A 16,071-nucleotide genomic window follows, 5' to 3' on the forward strand; every position below is an offset into this window, starting at 1 on the left:
CGATAAAGGTGTTAATCATTGATGATGAACAGCCGTTAAGACATGAACTTAGGACGATGCCGTGGCATTCGTTCGGAGCCGAACTTGCAGGGGAAGCTGAGAATGGCGAAGAGGCTTTGGCGCTGTGCGAAATCTTGAAGCCTGATCTTGTTATATCGGATATCACGATGCCCATAATGGACGGATTAGAACTTTTTCGCATAGTAAGAAAGAGATTTCCGCTTATTCAGTTCGCACTGTTAACCTGTCATAGCGATTTTCATTATGCTCAAGAAGCGCTGAAGCTCGGAGCCTTGGACTATTTCACCAAGCTTGCCTTTGACGAAGAGGACATGAAAGCGCTGGTTGTAAAGGCAAGAGAAGCGATTAGGCGTGAGGTCGATCTTAAGCAATATGAACAAGAACGAATGAAACGGGAGATATCCAGTCCGCCAGAGTCCGAAGCAAGCGACGTTCGAAAGATTAGAAGAGAAGTACTACTTGCTCAAAAAGTCATTGAGAATAGGCTGGGGGAGCCCATCACGTTAGTTTCTGTATCGGCGGAGGTTGGTCTGAGCTCGTACTATCTTAGCCGACTGTTTCGGGAAGAAACAGGGGAATCCTTCAACGATTATGTTACCAGGCTGCGTATGGAGAAAGCCATGATCCTGCTTCAGACCACACAGCTTAAAGTGTACGAAGTTGCGGAACAGGTAGGCATACCCAGCTATCGGTATTTCTCACAGCTTTTCCGGACTTGGTCCGGTGTAGCACCAACAGACTATAAAAAGGGCTGATGACAATATGAAAGCGCTTATCTCATGGTTCAGTGGTTGGAGCATGTTGGCCAAACATTTTCTTTTCTTATCCTTAGGAACACTAGTTCTGCTAGGGGGGCTTGCCTGGATCAACTTGCGCGAAGCAGAGGACTTGTTTCGGAAGCAAGTCGTTTCGGATGCCCAAATTATTATTGATCGAACGAATCTCTATATGAATGCCTATTTGGACAATGTGCAAAACATTCTTCTGCTCATCTCTACCCGTGAAGATTTGCTAAATGTAGGTATGGAGAAGGAAGCTTCGGAGAACTTGCGTGCCTATGCGAAAATGAACAGTACGCTATATAAGTCGCTCTATTTGGTTCGTGAAGATGGCACTATCATCTCGAACTCTCAAACCACTTTTGATATTATTGGAAATCCCCAAATCCCCATGTTGCTTACAAAAGCCAAAGAAACTTACGGAATGTTCATTTCCGAACCGTATCAATCCTCCATGTCGGGAAAAACAGTCGCCTTCGTTCTGCCAATCCAATCTTCTTCGACCAAGTCATTCAAAGGAATGGCTGTCGTGGAAATCGATCTCGTTCAGTTAACAAGTTTGATTGCCCAATTCATGAATACGAAAAATCAAACATTCTCGATCATCACGAATAAAAGGAACGTTGTTCATGCCTTTGATGCTAGTCTTCCTCTAAGTTCCTATCGATTGCTTCCGTACAACACGAGTGTTTTTCCGCCAGAACTGAATGCAGGTTTCGTTGACCAAATAGCGGAGCTTCCACTTGGCGCGTCAGAGATGCAAGGAGCAGAAGGTGACTTAGTCGCTGTAAAATCAGGAATGAACAAGCTCGGTTGGTATTTTGTGGCCTTCTATGAGAATAGTTTTTTCTATCATAATATTAGCAGTCTCTACCGTACGTTCAGTACGGCGGGAGCTTTTTGGATTCTCCTTGTATTGGTTAGTACGTATATGATAAGTCGCTACATTACATTGCCTGTGCGTACGTTAGTTGCGAAGATGGACCGGGTTCGTGATATGGAGGTGCTGCACACCATTCATGTGACTGGGAATGACGAGATTGGCCGGATGGCACGCAGTTATAACGCTATGATGGAGCGTATTCATCATTTGCTGCATGAGACCAAGGAAGCAGAACGGCGGAAGAAGCAGTTTGAGCTGAAAATGCTCCAGAGCCAAATTGCCCCGCACTTTCTGTATAACACCCTGGCTTGCATTAGCTCTTTGGCTAAACAGCACAAAATCAACGAAGTACGAGAAGCAATCAAGACGCTTGTCGGCTTATTGTCTTTCAGTTTTGACAAAACCACGGAGTTCGTTACCTTAAACGATGAGCTAGAAGGGCTGCGAATGTATGCTTACATTCAGAAAGTCCGGTATGGCGATAAATTCACAATGGAAATCGAAGCTGCACCTGAAACGCAATCCAAAACGATTCTGAAATTAACCCTGCAGCCACTTGTAGAGAATGCCATTTTTCATGGAATCGTCCCGTTAAAGCGGACGGGAACCATTCGAATTCGGACAAAATGCCTCAAAGATAAACTGATTATTACAGTCAGAGACAATGGGCTGGGCATGGATTCCGAGCAGTTGGACGGTTTATTTGCGGAGAGGCACAAAGCACCGAGCAAACATAGATTTACTGGAATCGGAATTATGAATGTTCATGAGAGAATTGGCCTGCATTTTGGCCCTGAATACGGCCTGACCATTTTCTCTATTCCGGAAGTTGGTACATTGATCCGTATCGAGCTTCCATCTGTCGAACATACAGAAAAACAAAAATAAAACGTTTGCAAGAATTCGCACATTTTCGCAGGATCACTGTATATTTTCCAAAGAAAGCGCTTGCTATACTAAACGTAACCCGTTGGAAGCGAGTACAGAGATGGAAAAGAGGTGTCCTCATGGAACAGCAAATCATGATTGAACAGCAAACAAAGGCGGGGAACAAGGTAAAGGAATCCAGGTTTAAACTATCTGCTAGGCAGGTTTGGGCCTTCCGTGCATTTTACCTCATGCTGTTACCCGGTGTTGCTTACTACATTATATTCCGCTACATTCCCATGTACGGTGTAATCATTGCGTTTAAAGATTTTCAAATATTGGATGGCATTCTCGGCAGTGGTTGGGCGGATCCATGGTACAAACATTTTCAAACGTTTTTTAATTCTCCCTATTTCGGACAGCTCATGGTCAACACGTTCGTCATTAGCATTTATAAGCTGCTGTTCGGTATGGCTCCACCAATTATTATGGCGCTGCTGCTCAATGAATGCAGGCTTCGTTGGTTCAGAACTGTTGTCCAGACGCTAACGTACATGCCGCACTTCTTATCTTGGGTCATTATCTATGGGATTCTAATGGCGCTTCTATCGCAAAACTCCGGTATCGTCAATCGCTGGATCGAAGATGCTGGCGGACAATCTATTGGATTCATGACATCGATTGATTACTTCCGTACGATTCTTGTAAGTTCGGAAGTTTGGAAAGATCTAGGCTGGGGGGCCATTATCTACTTGGCTGCAATGACTGCAATTGATCCGACCTTGTACGAGGCAGCTCGAGTTGATGGTGCAAGCCGTCTTCGGATGACTTGGCACATTACGCTTCCAGGCATTCGAAATGTCATTGTGCTTTTGCTCATTCTGAAACTTGGACATATTATGGATGCCGGCTTTGATCAAATCTATATTCTGTATAACATTCAAGTGTATCAAGTTGCAGATATATTGGATACCTGGGTATTCCGAACAGGACTGCAGCAGCTTAACTTCAGCTTAGGGGCTGCAGTCGGATTGTTCAAATCCGTAATCGGGCTCGTGCTGGTCCTTGGTTCCAATCAATTATCGAAGAAGTGGGGTGAGGGCATATGGTAAGAGGCTGGGAAGACCGGATCGTGAATACGATCGTCATTATCATTCTCGGACTTGCTGCGCTAGCGGCAATTCTACCGCTGATGTATGTAATCGCCGTATCCATTACGCCATTCTCTGAGGTATTGAAAAACGGAGGCTTCATCCTCATTCCGAAATCCATCACCTTCAGCGCGTATCACAAGCTTTTCACCGAAACGAATATACCAAAGGCTTTCTGGGTAACAATCTTCATTACCGTTGTAGGTACGCTGGTAAACCTGATATTGACATCTCTAATGGCTTATCCACTAAGTCGCCGCAATCTGCCAGGCAGAAGCTTGTTCCTTCTCATGGTTGTCTTTACGATGTTGTTCAGCGGGGGACTCATTCCAACGTATTTAGTTGTAAAGTCTCTAGGGCTCTTGGATTCCGTCTGGTCTATGATATTACCGAATGCGATTTGGAGTTTTAATATCCTGATTATGAAAAGTTTTTTTGAAAGCCTTCCTGAAGAGTTGTTTGAATCCGCACGGATGGATGGCGCAAAGGAATTCCGCATTTTATGGCAAATCGTATTGCCGCTCTCAATGCCATCTATGCTCACGATTGGTTTGTTTTATATGGTTGGCCATTGGAATGAATTCTTCCAGGCGATTATGTATGTAACAGACCGCAGTTTATTTCCTTTGCAAGTCGTTATTCGTGAAATTCTCATGCTTACCCAGCAACCGCTGGAAAATGCTGAAAATATGCTGCCTACTGAAACGATGCAAATGGCATCTGTTGTCGCTGCAAGCCTACCTATTATTCTTGTATATCCGTTTATCCAGAAGCATTTCACCAAAGGTATGCTAATGGGCTCAGTTAAGGGTTGACCCCGTATGCCAGATGATCAGGACTGCAGCCTGAGATTCAGGTAACGGCGACATATTGCAACATCATTAACTTTGAAAGAAAGAAGGGGTATCTATGAAAAGGAAATTGCTCGTACCTATGCTTCTCGCTATGACTTTCACCGGTGGAACACTAATTGCCGGCTGCGGTGGAGCACCTGCTGCAGATAAACCCGCTGACAAACCAGCGGAGAGCACCAAAGCGGTAGCTAGCTCTAAACCAGTTAAGCTCGATATCATTGAAACCGGCAGCGGTCTTCCTTCTCCAGATCAAGACATTATTAAGCAAGAGATAGATAAGGTGTTGAACACAGATCTCAATCTAACCGTATATGCATCAGGCGATGATTATAAAAATCAGTTGAATGTACGTATGTCTTCTGCAAATTTCCCGGACTTGTTCGCTGTAGACCGTCAGCAATTAAAGCAATTCACCGATCAAGGACTTCTTCTTGACCTGACGCCTTATTTAGACAAACTGAAGCCGACCAAAGACTTTATTGGCGAGGACAGCTTGAAGAAAGGAATGCTAGCTGGTAAAACATATGCAATTTCGAAGTCACCGCAGGTTCCCTACAATACGTATTGGATTCGTCAGGATTGGTTGGATAAGTTGAACCTGAAGGTTCCTACTACACCGGATGAGTTGCTTGAAGTCGCCAAAGCATTTACAGAGAAGGATCCGGACAGCAATGGGAAGAAAGATACGTATGGCCTAACAGGCGGTAAAGCGGGTGCATTTGATACCGTTTTCGGAGCCTTTGGCGTTGGTCAAGACGGTGGCTACCCGAGCATTTATGTTAGAGATAATAAAATGGTGAACGCGCTGTATGACCCTGGAATGAAAGATGCGCTTGCTTTTGTTCAGAAAATGATTGCTTCTGGATCTGTGGATCCTGAGCTTCTGGCCAATACAGGCCTTCAGCATCAACAAAAGGCTATTAAAGGGCAAGCCGGTATCGTTTATCTGGATTGGCCGAATATGACGAAGGACCAATTCGTTGAACAAATGAAAGCGGTTAATCCGAATGCCAAATGGGTGCAAGTCGATGCGTTGAAAGGTCCAGGCGGTAAATATGCAAGCGTCTACGACATTGGGAAGTCAGCAGCGATGTATGCGATTCCGAAGTCGCTTGAAAAAAATCCGGAGAAGCTGCAAAAGGTCATCGATTTACTTAATTATGTTTCATCGAAAGATGGTTCCATGCTGGTACAATACGGCGTGAAGGGCAAGCACTACAATCTCGAAGGAACTAAAGTGGTACCGACCGATCTGATGGGCAAAGAAGGTGGTTACTTCTGGTTGTATCAATTCGCAGGTCGACCGGAAATGGAGTATTTGACAGTGAAATTCGGTCCACAGGCTAAGTTTATGGAATTTGCAAGTAAACAGCCGCATATAGATGGATTGGCAGGTTTCGTTGACATGCCAACCGGCTATAATGCCGCAGACGCGAGCCGTTACATTGAAGAGGAGTTTTCCAAATTCCTGTATGGCAAACGTCCGCTTAGCGAATATGACAGCTTCCTCAAAACATTGGAAAGTTCCATGAATTATAAAGCGTATTTGGATGCAGCGGAGAAAAGAATTAAAGAGCTCGGCTACTTGAAGTAAAACGGTGAGGAAAGGAAGGAGAGGGTGCTTCCTTTCCTCGCTTTAACACTATAATTTACTCGTGTAAATAGTATAATTACACATTATAAAGGAGCGAATCGCTATGACTACAAATAAGCTGGACATTCCTGCTTTAATCCAACGATTTAATGAGGACGGTTACTTGATCTTACCTGGCATTTTATCGGAAGATAAGGTCAATCGGTTGAATGCCGCCATTGATAGGATCGTTGCCGAGGAGCCGGAATCCTTAGCCTATAACATTTATAACAGTGTGGAGCGTGACGATGAAATTGCTTCGCTGATCGACGAGCCCTCATTGCTCCCGTTAATGGTCAATCTGCTGGGCTTTAACATTCAACTGCATATCTCGCATTTGACCATTCGGAAGCCTAATCCGAACGATGTGAAAACGGAGTCACACAGCTTCATTAACTGGCATCAAGACGGACCGCATCCGCAGTTCCCGCAGCAAAACGGCATCACCTCTACGTATTACATCAAAACGTGCTACATCCTAAGCGACATGTCACAGCCTGACCGCGGCAATACGAAAGTGATACCAGGTTCTCATAATAAGTCGTTTCATCCCGGCAGTCAGGACGTGAATGGTCAAGTGGCTGGCGAAGTGCAAGTCTGTGGTAAACCTGGGGATGTATTTATTTTCCCGCAAAATTTATGGCATGCTGGGGCGCCTAACCGCTCGGAGTTCACACGCAGGCAATTATTTCTAGGTTACAGTCCGATTTGGATGAGACCCATCGATTACCGCAATGCATCTGATCGGTTGTTGGAAAATGCGTCACCTGAGCGTAAGCAGTTATTGGGCGTTATTGACAAAGATCCGTTTAAATACTACGTACCACAGGAAGCCATGGTACCTTTGAAGGCGCTATACGTGCAGGATGCTGGGAAAAGTGTCTATAAGTAAGCTCGGCAGGGTAAAACATTGGGTTCCCATCTATAGCGGCTTATCCGGCTGAACCCACATATCCCCGGCCCAAGTATGAATATGGTACCACCGTTCACCTTGCGGATCGATCCATCTTTCGAAGGCATCAACGGTTTGAGCGGATAGCACCCCGAAGGTTGGAAAAGGCATTGTTGGAAACAGATAGAGCCTAACGTCCTTCAATAGCGTGAGCCGTTCATTGATTGTTTCAGAGCCTACAGGTTCCGCATACTCAGGCTGAATCCAAAAAGTATTGCCATCCTGAGACCGAACATGGTAGACGCCATTCTCTGTTTTTTCCAAGGCAAATACTTTCTGCGGGGGAATCATCTTGACATCCGAGGGACGTTGCAGACGATTCGACGTATCATAGTTCTCCATGTACAAGGTATCGGTCGGTAAATCCATTTCCTGATTCACAATCTCCATATTTAGTAACATTTGAGATTGAGAGACAACCCACATATCTCCTAGCCAAGAAGTCTCAATGCGATAAGAGTTGGTTAAGTACGATGCAGGCGATTCAAATATGGCATTCGCGTGCACTGTTTGCGGGGCGAGTACAGCATCCGTTCTCGTAGATAGAGATGGCTGCGTATACAGATAGGAGTCCCAGAGCAGTGCAATGTTCGTATCGAGCGGCTTGACGATGCCAATTCTGTCATAATCCAGGTGCATCCAGAGATCACCGGCCCACGTCGTGTTAATTTTAATCCAAACTTTTTCTCCACGCTGTTTGGTGTACCAATCTTGCTCGGCTTCAATGGTAGTCACATCTTGAGGCGTAAGTGCCGCAAATGGTTTGCGCGATTCGTCTGTTGTGACGTAGAGCGACGTCTGCTCGAGTAAGGTGATGACCGGTGGGATTGTAGGCGGAAGAAATTCTTTGCGCGGCGGTGATGCAGCAGTTGCCTGTAAAGTGCTAATAAGCGTGATTGACAAGACAGAGACGAGAGCAATGACATGCGAGATTCGTGTTTTGAATTGCATATACGGTTATCACCTCAATTTCCTAATCTTGTAAATATAGACTTGGCAAAGAGCTGATTTGTTGCGGAAGGCATCGAATTTCTTCGGAATAATTTAGTCCTTGACACACAATAAAATAATGGTTAATATTACCATAATCTTAGTGGGATGGGGTAACGCTATTCGCGTTTTCCATCCCTGTGATCTATAACGCGCAGGCCCTGGGTCTAGCGCGTTTTTTTGATTGGGCATGGAGGGCGGCGCCTAATGGCAATCATACAGATACGAAGGGGAATGTGTAGGGCAGACGTGAATTAGGGGGAGAGATTTTTGTACATCAGATATCATGGAAATTATACTAGTCCTAAGACGAAACAGCCTTATGGTATTTTTGTTGTTATTTATCACTTATACCGTGACGGGAAGCTCTCAGAAAGTGACATCAAGTGTTACCTAGACACGAAGGAATGGTTTGAACAGAATTTGCCCAATCCGCCTTTCTACGACGATAACAACTCAGTACATGCAGTGACATGGTTTAAGGATGCTAATCAGACGCCAGAGATAAGATTCCACTTGCAGTCATTCATTGAAATTGCTAAGAAATACAACGTCGAAATTATAAAATCCATTTCCAAAGAGCTTCCTGGTGTACAAATTTATGAAGATGAATATCAGATTGGCATAATTTCCCGTGAACCTAACGAGTTAGTGAGGAAGAATATGAATATCGTTCTTATTGGTATGTCTGGAGCAGGGAAGAGCACCTTAGGCGTTTTACTTGCAAAAGCGTTAGGAATGGACTTCGTGGATACAGATATTGTTATACAAAAACGTGAAGGTAAATTGTTACAAGAGATTATTGATCATGATGGCATCGAAAGGTTTTTGGCTATCGAAGAAAGTACTGTGTCCGAATTGCAACTGAAGGATTGCGTTATATCTACAGGTGGAAGTGTTATCTATTCAGATAAGGCTATGAATATCCTTCAACAACATGGTCAGATTATTTACTTACATGTCCCTTATGAAGAAATTCAGAGGAGACTAATCAACGTAACCACCAGAGGCATTGTTATAAAAAAGGGAAATACACTTAAAGATGTTTACGAGGAGAGAGTCCCTTTATACACTAAATTTAGCGATATTACTATTGATTGCTCTAATAAGGACATAGAACAATGTATTAGTGAGATGATAAAGAAGGTACAAGGAAGACATTAATTAGATTATTTTAAGCTATTAAAAAATCAAAGGTGAAAAATGAACAAGAAAATATCAATATTTTATTTTATCTTAGCATCATTTTTATATGGCGGAACCATATATCTATTCAAGAGTATTTTTTGGACTTTATTCTTTTTAATATTTATAGGTTCTGTCTTAACTATTAAGATATCAGATGAAAAAAGAAGTTTCGGGAAACAAATGTTTAGTGCATGTCTAGGTCTTTTCATTTTTGGATGGCTCGCCAGTCTGATCATTGTGTTAATTACAATATTAATTAGTTACTTATATGCCTCGTTATTTTAATCTACAAAATAACCAAAGTGTGTTCCATATTTTCTCGGAGGTGCTACTCATGGGATTAGGTGATTATCAATTTATTTTGTATCCATTCGGAAATGAACCAAACATGACCGAAGATGAAATTGAATTTGTTGGGTTCAATAATTTTGACTTTGCTCAAGCAGTCGAAGAGCTCCAAAACTCGATTTACATAATAAATGACCCATCATCAAAATCTTATTTTTCTTTTGATAATGAATGTTATTTTATCTACAATGATGGAACTTACAAAGTTGAAATTGAGTTGAATTCAGGAACGCTGGCTGAAAAAGCGGAAGACATATCAGTTAGAACTAATATTTATAAAGAAGAAGGTAATATCACTGAAGCACTACGAATATGCAGGTTGCTATGCGATTCCTTAAATTTATGTTGTTGGAGTATGAAGCTTAGAAGAACAATCGACTTAAATAATGTCAACGATGTAGTAAATGTAGTGAGCCACTACAATAAATTAAGTAACAGGAGCTAATTTATCCACCCAAAAAACCAAACTCGTATAGTTTTTGTGGGATAGTTGTTATAAACAAGAGGAACGAGGCTTATGAAATGGCTATTTGTTTAGAATTTAAATTAGTGGCAGTAAGGGGAACTGTTGCTGAGTATAGCTATGGAAATTGCTTGAGGGAGTTAGATGGGGCATTTGAAGTTGACCTCCATAAGTTAGTTAGTGGCGAAACTTCTATGAATACTCCGATGGATGAAGTAGTCAAACGAAAGAACGATAACCAATCACAATCTATGGCGAATAGGGTATTCGGAAAGATATACAAGCATTATCTTGAACATTATGAGTACCTTTCTAAGGGCGGGTACTATGCTTAGTTGATAACCTAACGGTGGCCGATAGGCCTGGACTATGAAATATTGTTCTCGTTGCGGATTTCAAGTGAGATACGATGATTTACTTCGAAGAAAAATAATAGCAACCTATTTGCAACGTCCTAATATTTAGGATAGGTAAAAAGATAAGGATATAAATATGAGAAACCTCATTTTATGTTCAAGGAGGCCACTAATTGATCATAGAGTGGAAGAAGAATACTCGGCTTGACAGTATTAAAATACTTGTTAACGAAATGTTATTTTCCATTGAAAGTATGGTTAAAAGACAGGAAGCAGCAGTCTACCTGTATGGCGTATCTACATTTTCTTCAATGCTCGCCATGAAGCGAGGACATAATCAAGAACTAGCAGCGATTGCTGGACTGCTTCATGATTATTATTTTTTCAAAACTGGAATCGTTGAGTTTCCTGGTCCTAATAGTGCTGAAACAGCGAGAGTAATATTACGGGATACAGGGATGTTCACCAAAGAAGAGCAGCTTACGGTACTTCGGTCTATCTTCTACCAGCAAGATAACAGTCGAAGCTATGATCCCTATGAAGAAATGATTAAGGATGCGATTACACTTCAGTTGTATTTTCAAAGTACCGTCTGCAAATTATCTCGAACGGATGTAAAACGCTTAGAAAAGCTACTTAGTGAACTTGGTTTTCTTGGTGAGTCACTAGAGGAGATGATGATCCTTGCCGATGAGGAAACGAGATCGCGACCAAACGATGAGAAACGTCGAAAGTTGGCCGACATTGCAGAGATGCTTGCAGGGGAAGAAATAGTCGGGGTACCAGGGGATAAGCGATATCAGGAAATTTGTAAATATTGGCCGGATCCGAATATATATACGGTTCTGAGGAATAGTTGGTGTGCCTCTTTTGTATACCATGTATGTAGGTTGGCTGGATTTCTTTTGCCTATTCGGTATCCGAATGCGATCCATAGGTTTGCTGGCGTAGGTGCATGGCTGGAGTGGTCTCAATTACCCGAAACCGGGTTCTTCCATCGTGACGAGCAGGCTGGGTTTACGCCTCAACGCGGTGACATCGTCATATACGATAAGCTTCTATCGGACCGAGCACATGATCATATTGGGATTGTTCTTGCTGTCACCGAAAAAGAAATTTTGGTTGCTGAAGGCAACAGGGATAATGCTAATTACTCCAGCATTTTTTACAGGGATAGAAGGCATTGTATTCTAGGCTATATCCGAATCGACAATAACTATCAATATCGCTTTAGTGGGGACTACAATCCTTTTTAAGCATTATCGCATATACATGAGGTTGAGAGGGGATATGAAATGAGTGAAACTAAAATCCACGAGACCCAGCCGGAGAAGTTGAAAATGTATAACAACGATAATTTTGTTGATGAGAATCTTCGTTCTATCCAAAATGTTGAAGGTGGAGGACCAATTGGGAAAATTGATCTCCATACAATGCCGCGTCCTCTGAAAGCATTCGGATATGTATTCTTCTCACTATTAATGGTATTTGGTGCGATAATCGTCGTCGTCAGTCTTTTACGTTAAATCCGATAGGATAGGATAGGGCAAGTACAAAAAGGGGAGCAGTTCAGTCACAGTGAACTGTTCCCTTTTGTTATTTTAAAACCAGTGCATTCCCAAAAGCCGGAATATCTTGTTCTTGTGCAGCTTGCTCATCGATCACATGGAAAGTTAAAAGCACCATGAATAACAAACGCAATGGAGGCTTCTGCTTCTGTTGATGCTTCTTCAGTTCGTGTACGAACGGTGCTAGCTAGGCTGTGGACAGGGCTCGAAGAAATAGTCAGGAAAAACCCACTTAAAATAGCCTAGTCGGCCCTAAAAGCTATTTTAGTCCGATTATACCAAACTAATTTGCCAATTACGGCGGTGAAACCTGGATATGGGTGGTTTAAGTGGGCAAAGTCGGACTAAATCAATTAAATACCATCATCATTCGGAATTAAGTGGGTAAAGTCTGACTAAATCAACTAAACCCTGTCAACACGCGGCTTAAGTGGGAAAATCGGACTAAAGTAGCCAAACACCGTCAACATGCAGAGTTAAGCGGGCAAAATCGGGTTACTTCAGCCAAACACTCCCAGCACTCCCTACAGTCCCAGCACCAGCACAACACTCCCAGACTTCCAGAATTCCGATTAAGTTGACAGCCGACCAGTTCGAAATGATGATGGCGTAGCGCTGAGGAAACTCATCGCTACTTCACGTCGTACCCCTTCGCGATGGATGGTTCGATCCATCGCTTCTCCGTATGCTCGCGGCGCAGAAGGACGACGCGTTCGGGGTAGACGTCGACGATCAGGCTCTGGCTGAGCGCCTGCGTCTCAGGCTCGTTCTTGGCGCTCCATACCTCGCGGACGGAGGCGCTGGAAGCGGCAAGGAACTTCAGCTGCTTCACTTGGCTGGTCGTTTCCACGTTCCAGTGGGTGTGCCCACTGAACAAAATAACGTTCGGGTGCGCGTCAAGCAGCGCACGCAGTTCCTTGTGCTGGACGACGCCCAGCTCCTGATCGGTCCCATCCAGCGTCTGCGGCAGCGGCTGGTGGAGGAACACGAACACGGGCTTGCCGGCATCCGCCGAGCTCGCCGCTGTGAGCCGCTCGCTCAGCCAGCTGAGCTGCTCGGGTGAGAGATACGCATCCTCGTTGATGGATGCGTCCACATCTCTATACGCTTCCCCGCTAAGGAATAGGAAGCGGTAGCCCTCCACGACAAGCTCGTGATACGGCTTGTCATATCCCATCATGCGGTCGAACAACGCGACCGCATCACGGCTTGTCCACGAAGTGTTCATCTTCGTGTAATCCATCTTGCCGTCCGGCGCGCGGTACACGCCGTAGTACTCATGGTTGCCCATGGTCGCCTGCACAGGGGCATGAGGCTGGCGGCTAAGCAGCCCCAGCAAGCTGCGGTAATCGCTCTCACTACCATTCGTGAGATCTCCGTTCAGGACAAGCAGCTTGCTATCCGGGCGCAGCTCATGGTGATCCGCGAGCGCTTGCCGCAGAAGCAGTTGGGAAGACGAGTTCGTCGAGATAACATGAACGTCGCTCATCACCGAGAAGGAAAACAGCGGTGCAGCGGTTTTCATCTCGCCTTGAGCAACGGTCTGCAGCTCTCCTTGTGTAGCCGCGCTTTGCAGCTCTCCCTGGGCATTATCGGTTGGCGCCTCCCCTTGCGCAGCAGGAAGTTGTGAATCCTCATGTGCCATCGCGGTTTGCGACGCCTCTTCTATAGGAGCATGCTGTGACGCACGAGAAGACTTTGTACCTTGCCCAAGGGGGTTAATTAACGCCAGCCCCAACATAACAACGAGACTACTCCGTATGATAGATAGGAACATAGAATACCAACCTTTCTCATGGGAATTACCGTAATTAATTTGCTGTATGTCTTCTCTTTAACCATAACACTCGTCTCTGTAACCATTGTGTGCCCATAATCTTGCCTCTTCCGGCTCCTACCCCGCGCCCTACTGGTATTCCCCCGAAAAAAAGAAATTATTTACCCCCCCAATTTTTGTAATTCGCTTGACTTCAATGTTAATTGGTTGTATGGTTAATTACATGAGTAACTAACCAATGTAGTGACGAAAGTGGTGGTGAGAATTGTGGGATTTATGATGGATGATAGCCGCCCGATTTTTGTGCAAATCGCAGAGCAGATTGAAGATGATATTATCGAATCACGCATGCCGGAAGAATCGCAGGTTCCTTCTACGAATCAATTTGCAGCCTTTTATCAGATCAATCCGGCAACGGCAGCGAAGGGTGTTAACCTGCTGGTAGACCAAGGGATTTTATACAAGAAGCGTGGCATTGGGATGTTTGTAGCGGAGGGAGCGAGGGCTAAGCTGATGGAGAAACGGAAAGAACTCTTTTATGAGCAGTATGTCGTGACGATGGTGAGAGAAGCCGAGAAGCTGGGCATAACGGTAGAGCAATTAACGGAGATGCTGCGGAGAGGGGAGAAAGCATAATGACGAACGTTGTCGAGGTAAAAGGACTGACGAAGTCCTATGGTAAAGTGACGGCTGTGGACCATGTAAGCTTTAAGATTGAGCCTAACAAAATTTATGGCTTACTCGGCAGAAATGGCGCAGGCAAAACGACGATCATGCATATGATCTCCGCCCAGCAGTTTGCGACTAGCGGAGAGCTTAAAGTGTTCGGCGAGGAGCCTTTTGAGAATAGTAAGGTGCTGAATCAAATTTGTTTTATTAAAGAGAGTCAGAAATATCCGGACACGTTTCGCATTATAGATGTCATGGCAGTGGCCAAATCGTTATATCCGAACTGGGACGAAGCCTATGCCAACTCACTAATTGAAGATTTCCGACTTCCGATCAAACGGAAAATAAAAAAGCTGTCCCGAGGCATGCTGTCCTCCGTAGGAATTGTCGTAGGGCTTGCAAGCCGCGCGCCATTGACGATCTTTGATGAGCCGTATCTCGGTTTGGATGCAGTTGCGCGAGTACTTTTCTACGATCGCTTGCTGGCTGACTACGCAGAATACCCGCGTACAGTCATTCTTTCTACACATCTGATTGATGAAGTGAGTCGTCTGTTGGAGCATGTGCTCGTGATCGATAATGGGAGATTAATTCTGGATGAGGATGCCGATGCGTTACGCGGCCGTGCTTGTACAGTATCTGGTTTGAAATCGGCCGTAGACGCGTTCACTCGGGGAAAAGAAGTATTGGAGCGATCCGCAATCGGTTCTGCTGCAACAGCGACGATCATCGGTGCTCTTTCCGTGGAAGATCGTAAATACGCCGAAGAATTAGGACTCGAATTTACGCCGGTTTCCATCCAAGAGTTAATCGTTAATCTGACACGCACGCAAGTGGCGGGAAAGGGGGCTGAATCTTTATGAACCGAGTCAACCAAGTCGTAAAGATGCATCTGAGGAACAAGTTTACGTGGTTTCTAATTCCATGGGCCATTCTAGGCGTTAATTTCCTGGTGAATGCTGTAATTGCTACCTCATTGAATGATGGCGAGGTTATTAATACGGGTGCGCTTGCGTCTATCTTTGTCTATACATTGATTACAGGCACGCTTACGCTCAAAGAAACGTTCCCATTCGCGATCGGTCTTAGCATTCGGAGAAAAGATTATTTCTTCGGTACAGCTTTAGCTGTCCTGTTAGTAAATGTGATTTCTGGGACTGCGATAACCATACTCTCCGTCATTGAGCAAGCAACGGATGGCTGGAATGTGAATTTGCATTTATTTGAAATTAAGTTTCTGGGTGATCTACCGTTCATCGGCATACTGGGAATTAATATCATCCTGTTGATTACTTTGTACTTCATTGGATTTACCATTTCGAGCTTGCATCGCCGTTTTGGCGCCGTATCCATGTACATCTTTTTTCCAGCGGTTCTGCTGCTAGGGACAATCACGTCCTATACGATGACGCATTTCGGACTATGGGTCGAAGTCGCCCATTGGATAGCCAATAACTATATGGACTTATTCTGGTGGATGATCCCGATGGTTGGCGTCTGCATGGTCATTTCCTACGGATTGCTGCGCAGAGCAGCTGTATAAAAGTACACGAAAAGAGCCTCAGAAGATTT

16 protein-coding genes are annotated in these 16,071 nt (G+C 44.3%); 14 read left to right on the plus strand and 2 right to left on the minus strand.

The genetic code is table 11. The features are described 5' to 3' along the window. The first annotated feature begins 8 nt into the window (after nucleotides 1-8). The 6 genes from A8708_RS17910 to A8708_RS17935 all read left to right on the plus strand — a co-directional run bounded on the left by A8708_RS17910 (nucleotide 9) and on the right by A8708_RS17935 (nucleotide 7,080). Nucleotides 9-776 carry a response regulator transcription factor gene (locus A8708_RS17910; RefSeq protein WP_239696752.1) on the plus strand — a complete coding sequence of 256 codons (768 nt, stop codon included), beginning with the start codon at nucleotides 9-11 and terminating at the stop codon, nucleotides 774-776. A 43-nt stretch (nucleotides 777-819) separates the two neighbouring features. Beyond that, nucleotides 820-2,571: a sensor histidine kinase gene (locus tag A8708_RS17915; protein WP_239696754.1), complete on the plus strand. Its 1,752-nt coding sequence runs from the start codon at nucleotides 820-822 to the stop codon at nucleotides 2,569-2,571. Between the two features lie 134 nt (nucleotides 2,572-2,705). After that, the gene (locus tag A8708_RS17920; protein ID WP_157264871.1) at nucleotides 2,706-3,662 is read left to right on the plus strand and encodes an ABC transporter permease; all 957 of its coding nucleotides are present in this window, start codon (nucleotides 2,706-2,708) and stop codon (nucleotides 3,660-3,662) included. Continuing rightward, on the plus strand, nucleotides 3,656-4,516 hold the full coding sequence (locus A8708_RS17925) for a carbohydrate ABC transporter permease (RefSeq protein ID WP_068665868.1): 861 nt from the start codon (nucleotides 3,656-3,658) through the stop codon (nucleotides 4,514-4,516). The genes A8708_RS17920 and A8708_RS17925 overlap by 7 nt, the downstream gene beginning before the upstream one ends. 94 nt (nucleotides 4,517-4,610) lie before the next feature. Then, complete coding sequence (locus A8708_RS17930; RefSeq protein WP_068665869.1) at nucleotides 4,611-6,149, plus strand: extracellular solute-binding protein; 1,539 nt, start codon at nucleotides 4,611-4,613, stop codon at nucleotides 6,147-6,149. 103 nt (nucleotides 6,150-6,252) lie between these two features. Next, nucleotides 6,253-7,080 carry a phytanoyl-CoA dioxygenase family protein gene (locus tag A8708_RS17935; RefSeq protein WP_068665871.1) on the plus strand — a complete coding sequence of 276 codons (828 nt, stop codon included), beginning with the start codon at nucleotides 6,253-6,255 and terminating at the stop codon, nucleotides 7,078-7,080. Nucleotides 7,081-7,110: 30 nt separating this feature from the next. On the opposite strand, the gene A8708_RS17940 is transcribed toward A8708_RS17935, so the two are convergent. Further along, nucleotides 7,111-8,091: a hypothetical protein gene (locus tag A8708_RS17940; RefSeq protein WP_068665873.1), complete on the minus strand. Its 981-nt coding sequence runs from the start codon at nucleotides 8,089-8,091 to the stop codon at nucleotides 7,111-7,113. Nucleotides 8,092-8,400: 309 nt separating this feature from the next. On the opposite strand from A8708_RS17940, the gene A8708_RS36495 reads away from it, so the two are divergent. From A8708_RS36495 to A8708_RS17965, 5 genes are all read left to right on the plus strand, one after another. After that, nucleotides 8,401-9,294 carry a shikimate kinase gene (locus A8708_RS36495; protein ID WP_239696755.1) on the plus strand — a complete coding sequence of 298 codons (894 nt, stop codon included), beginning with the start codon at nucleotides 8,401-8,403 and terminating at the stop codon, nucleotides 9,292-9,294. A gap of 358 nt (nucleotides 9,295-9,652) precedes the next feature. Continuing rightward, nucleotides 9,653-10,111: a hypothetical protein gene (locus A8708_RS17950; RefSeq protein ID WP_068665875.1), complete on the plus strand. Its 459-nt coding sequence runs from the start codon at nucleotides 9,653-9,655 to the stop codon at nucleotides 10,109-10,111. Between the two features lie 77 nt (nucleotides 10,112-10,188). Beyond that, nucleotides 10,189-10,464 (plus strand): hypothetical protein, encoded by a 276-nt coding sequence (locus A8708_RS17955; RefSeq protein ID WP_068665877.1) that lies wholly within the window; start codon nucleotides 10,189-10,191, stop codon nucleotides 10,462-10,464. A 194-nt stretch (nucleotides 10,465-10,658) separates the two neighbouring features. Then, nucleotides 10,659-11,741 (plus strand): CHAP domain-containing protein, encoded by a 1,083-nt coding sequence (locus tag A8708_RS17960; protein WP_239696756.1) that lies wholly within the window; start codon nucleotides 10,659-10,661, stop codon nucleotides 11,739-11,741. Nucleotides 11,742-11,780: 39 nt separating this feature from the next. After that, a complete protein-coding gene (locus A8708_RS17965; RefSeq protein ID WP_068665879.1) occupies nucleotides 11,781-12,011 on the plus strand; it encodes a hypothetical protein in 231 nt (76 codons plus the stop codon). A gap of 673 nt (nucleotides 12,012-12,684) precedes the next feature. On the opposite strand, the gene A8708_RS17970 is transcribed toward A8708_RS17965, so the two are convergent. Then, on the minus strand, nucleotides 12,685-13,698 hold the full coding sequence (locus A8708_RS17970) for a metallophosphoesterase family protein (RefSeq protein WP_068665881.1): 1,014 nt from the start codon (nucleotides 13,696-13,698) through the stop codon (nucleotides 12,685-12,687). 408 nt (nucleotides 13,699-14,106) lie between these two features. On the opposite strand from A8708_RS17970, the gene A8708_RS17975 reads away from it, so the two are divergent. From A8708_RS17975 to A8708_RS17985, 3 genes are read left to right on the plus strand one after another with little or no spacing between them, the layout of a single operon-like run. After that, entirely contained in the window at nucleotides 14,107-14,466 is a 360-nt protein-coding gene (locus A8708_RS17975; RefSeq protein ID WP_420848574.1) for a GntR family transcriptional regulator, read from the plus strand. After that, complete coding sequence (locus A8708_RS17980) at nucleotides 14,466-15,362, plus strand: ABC transporter ATP-binding protein (protein WP_068665883.1); 897 nt, start codon at nucleotides 14,466-14,468, stop codon at nucleotides 15,360-15,362. Before A8708_RS17975 ends, A8708_RS17980 begins: the two co-directional genes overlap by 1 nt. Further along, nucleotides 15,359-16,042, plus strand: coding sequence for a hypothetical protein (locus A8708_RS17985; RefSeq protein WP_068665885.1), 684 nt, complete (start codon nucleotides 15,359-15,361; stop codon nucleotides 16,040-16,042). The genes A8708_RS17980 and A8708_RS17985 overlap by 4 nt, the downstream gene beginning before the upstream one ends. The last annotated feature ends 29 nt before the right edge of the window (nucleotides 16,043-16,071 follow it).

Source organism: Paenibacillus oryzisoli, assembly GCF_001653565.1.
In the GTDB taxonomy this organism is placed as follows: domain Bacteria; phylum Bacillota; class Bacilli; order Paenibacillales; family NBRC-103111; genus Paenibacillus_E; species Paenibacillus_E oryzisoli.

Coding starts and splice junctions, on each gene's coding strand:
- A8708_RS17975 (WP_420848574.1), top strand. CDS start 14,107: ATGATGGATGATAGCCGCCCGATTTTTGTGCAAATCGCAGAGCAGATT.
- A8708_RS17985 (WP_068665885.1), top strand. CDS start 15,359: ATGAACCGAGTCAACCAAGTCGTAAAGATGCATCTGAGGAACAAGTTT.
- A8708_RS17925 (WP_068665868.1), top strand. CDS start 3,656: ATGGTAAGAGGCTGGGAAGACCGGATCGTGAATACGATCGTCATTATC.
- A8708_RS17980 (WP_068665883.1), top strand. CDS start 14,466: ATGACGAACGTTGTCGAGGTAAAAGGACTGACGAAGTCCTATGGTAAA.
- A8708_RS17950 (WP_068665875.1), top strand. CDS start 9,653: ATGGGATTAGGTGATTATCAATTTATTTTGTATCCATTCGGAAATGAA.
- A8708_RS17940 (WP_068665873.1), bottom strand. CDS start 8,091: ATGCAATTCAAAACACGAATCTCGCATGTCATTGCTCTCGTCTCTGTC.
- A8708_RS17970 (WP_068665881.1), bottom strand. CDS start 13,698: ATGGCACATGAGGATTCACAACTTCCTGCTGCGCAAGGGGAGGCGCCA.
- A8708_RS17930 (WP_068665869.1), top strand. CDS start 4,611: ATGAAAAGGAAATTGCTCGTACCTATGCTTCTCGCTATGACTTTCACC.
- A8708_RS17915 (WP_239696754.1), top strand. CDS start 820: ATGTTGGCCAAACATTTTCTTTTCTTATCCTTAGGAACACTAGTTCTG.
- A8708_RS17965 (WP_068665879.1), top strand. CDS start 11,781: ATGAGTGAAACTAAAATCCACGAGACCCAGCCGGAGAAGTTGAAAATG.
- A8708_RS17920 (WP_157264871.1), top strand. CDS start 2,706: ATGATTGAACAGCAAACAAAGGCGGGGAACAAGGTAAAGGAATCCAGG.
- A8708_RS17935 (WP_068665871.1), top strand. CDS start 6,253: ATGACTACAAATAAGCTGGACATTCCTGCTTTAATCCAACGATTTAAT.
- A8708_RS17955 (WP_068665877.1), top strand. CDS start 10,189: ATGGCTATTTGTTTAGAATTTAAATTAGTGGCAGTAAGGGGAACTGTT.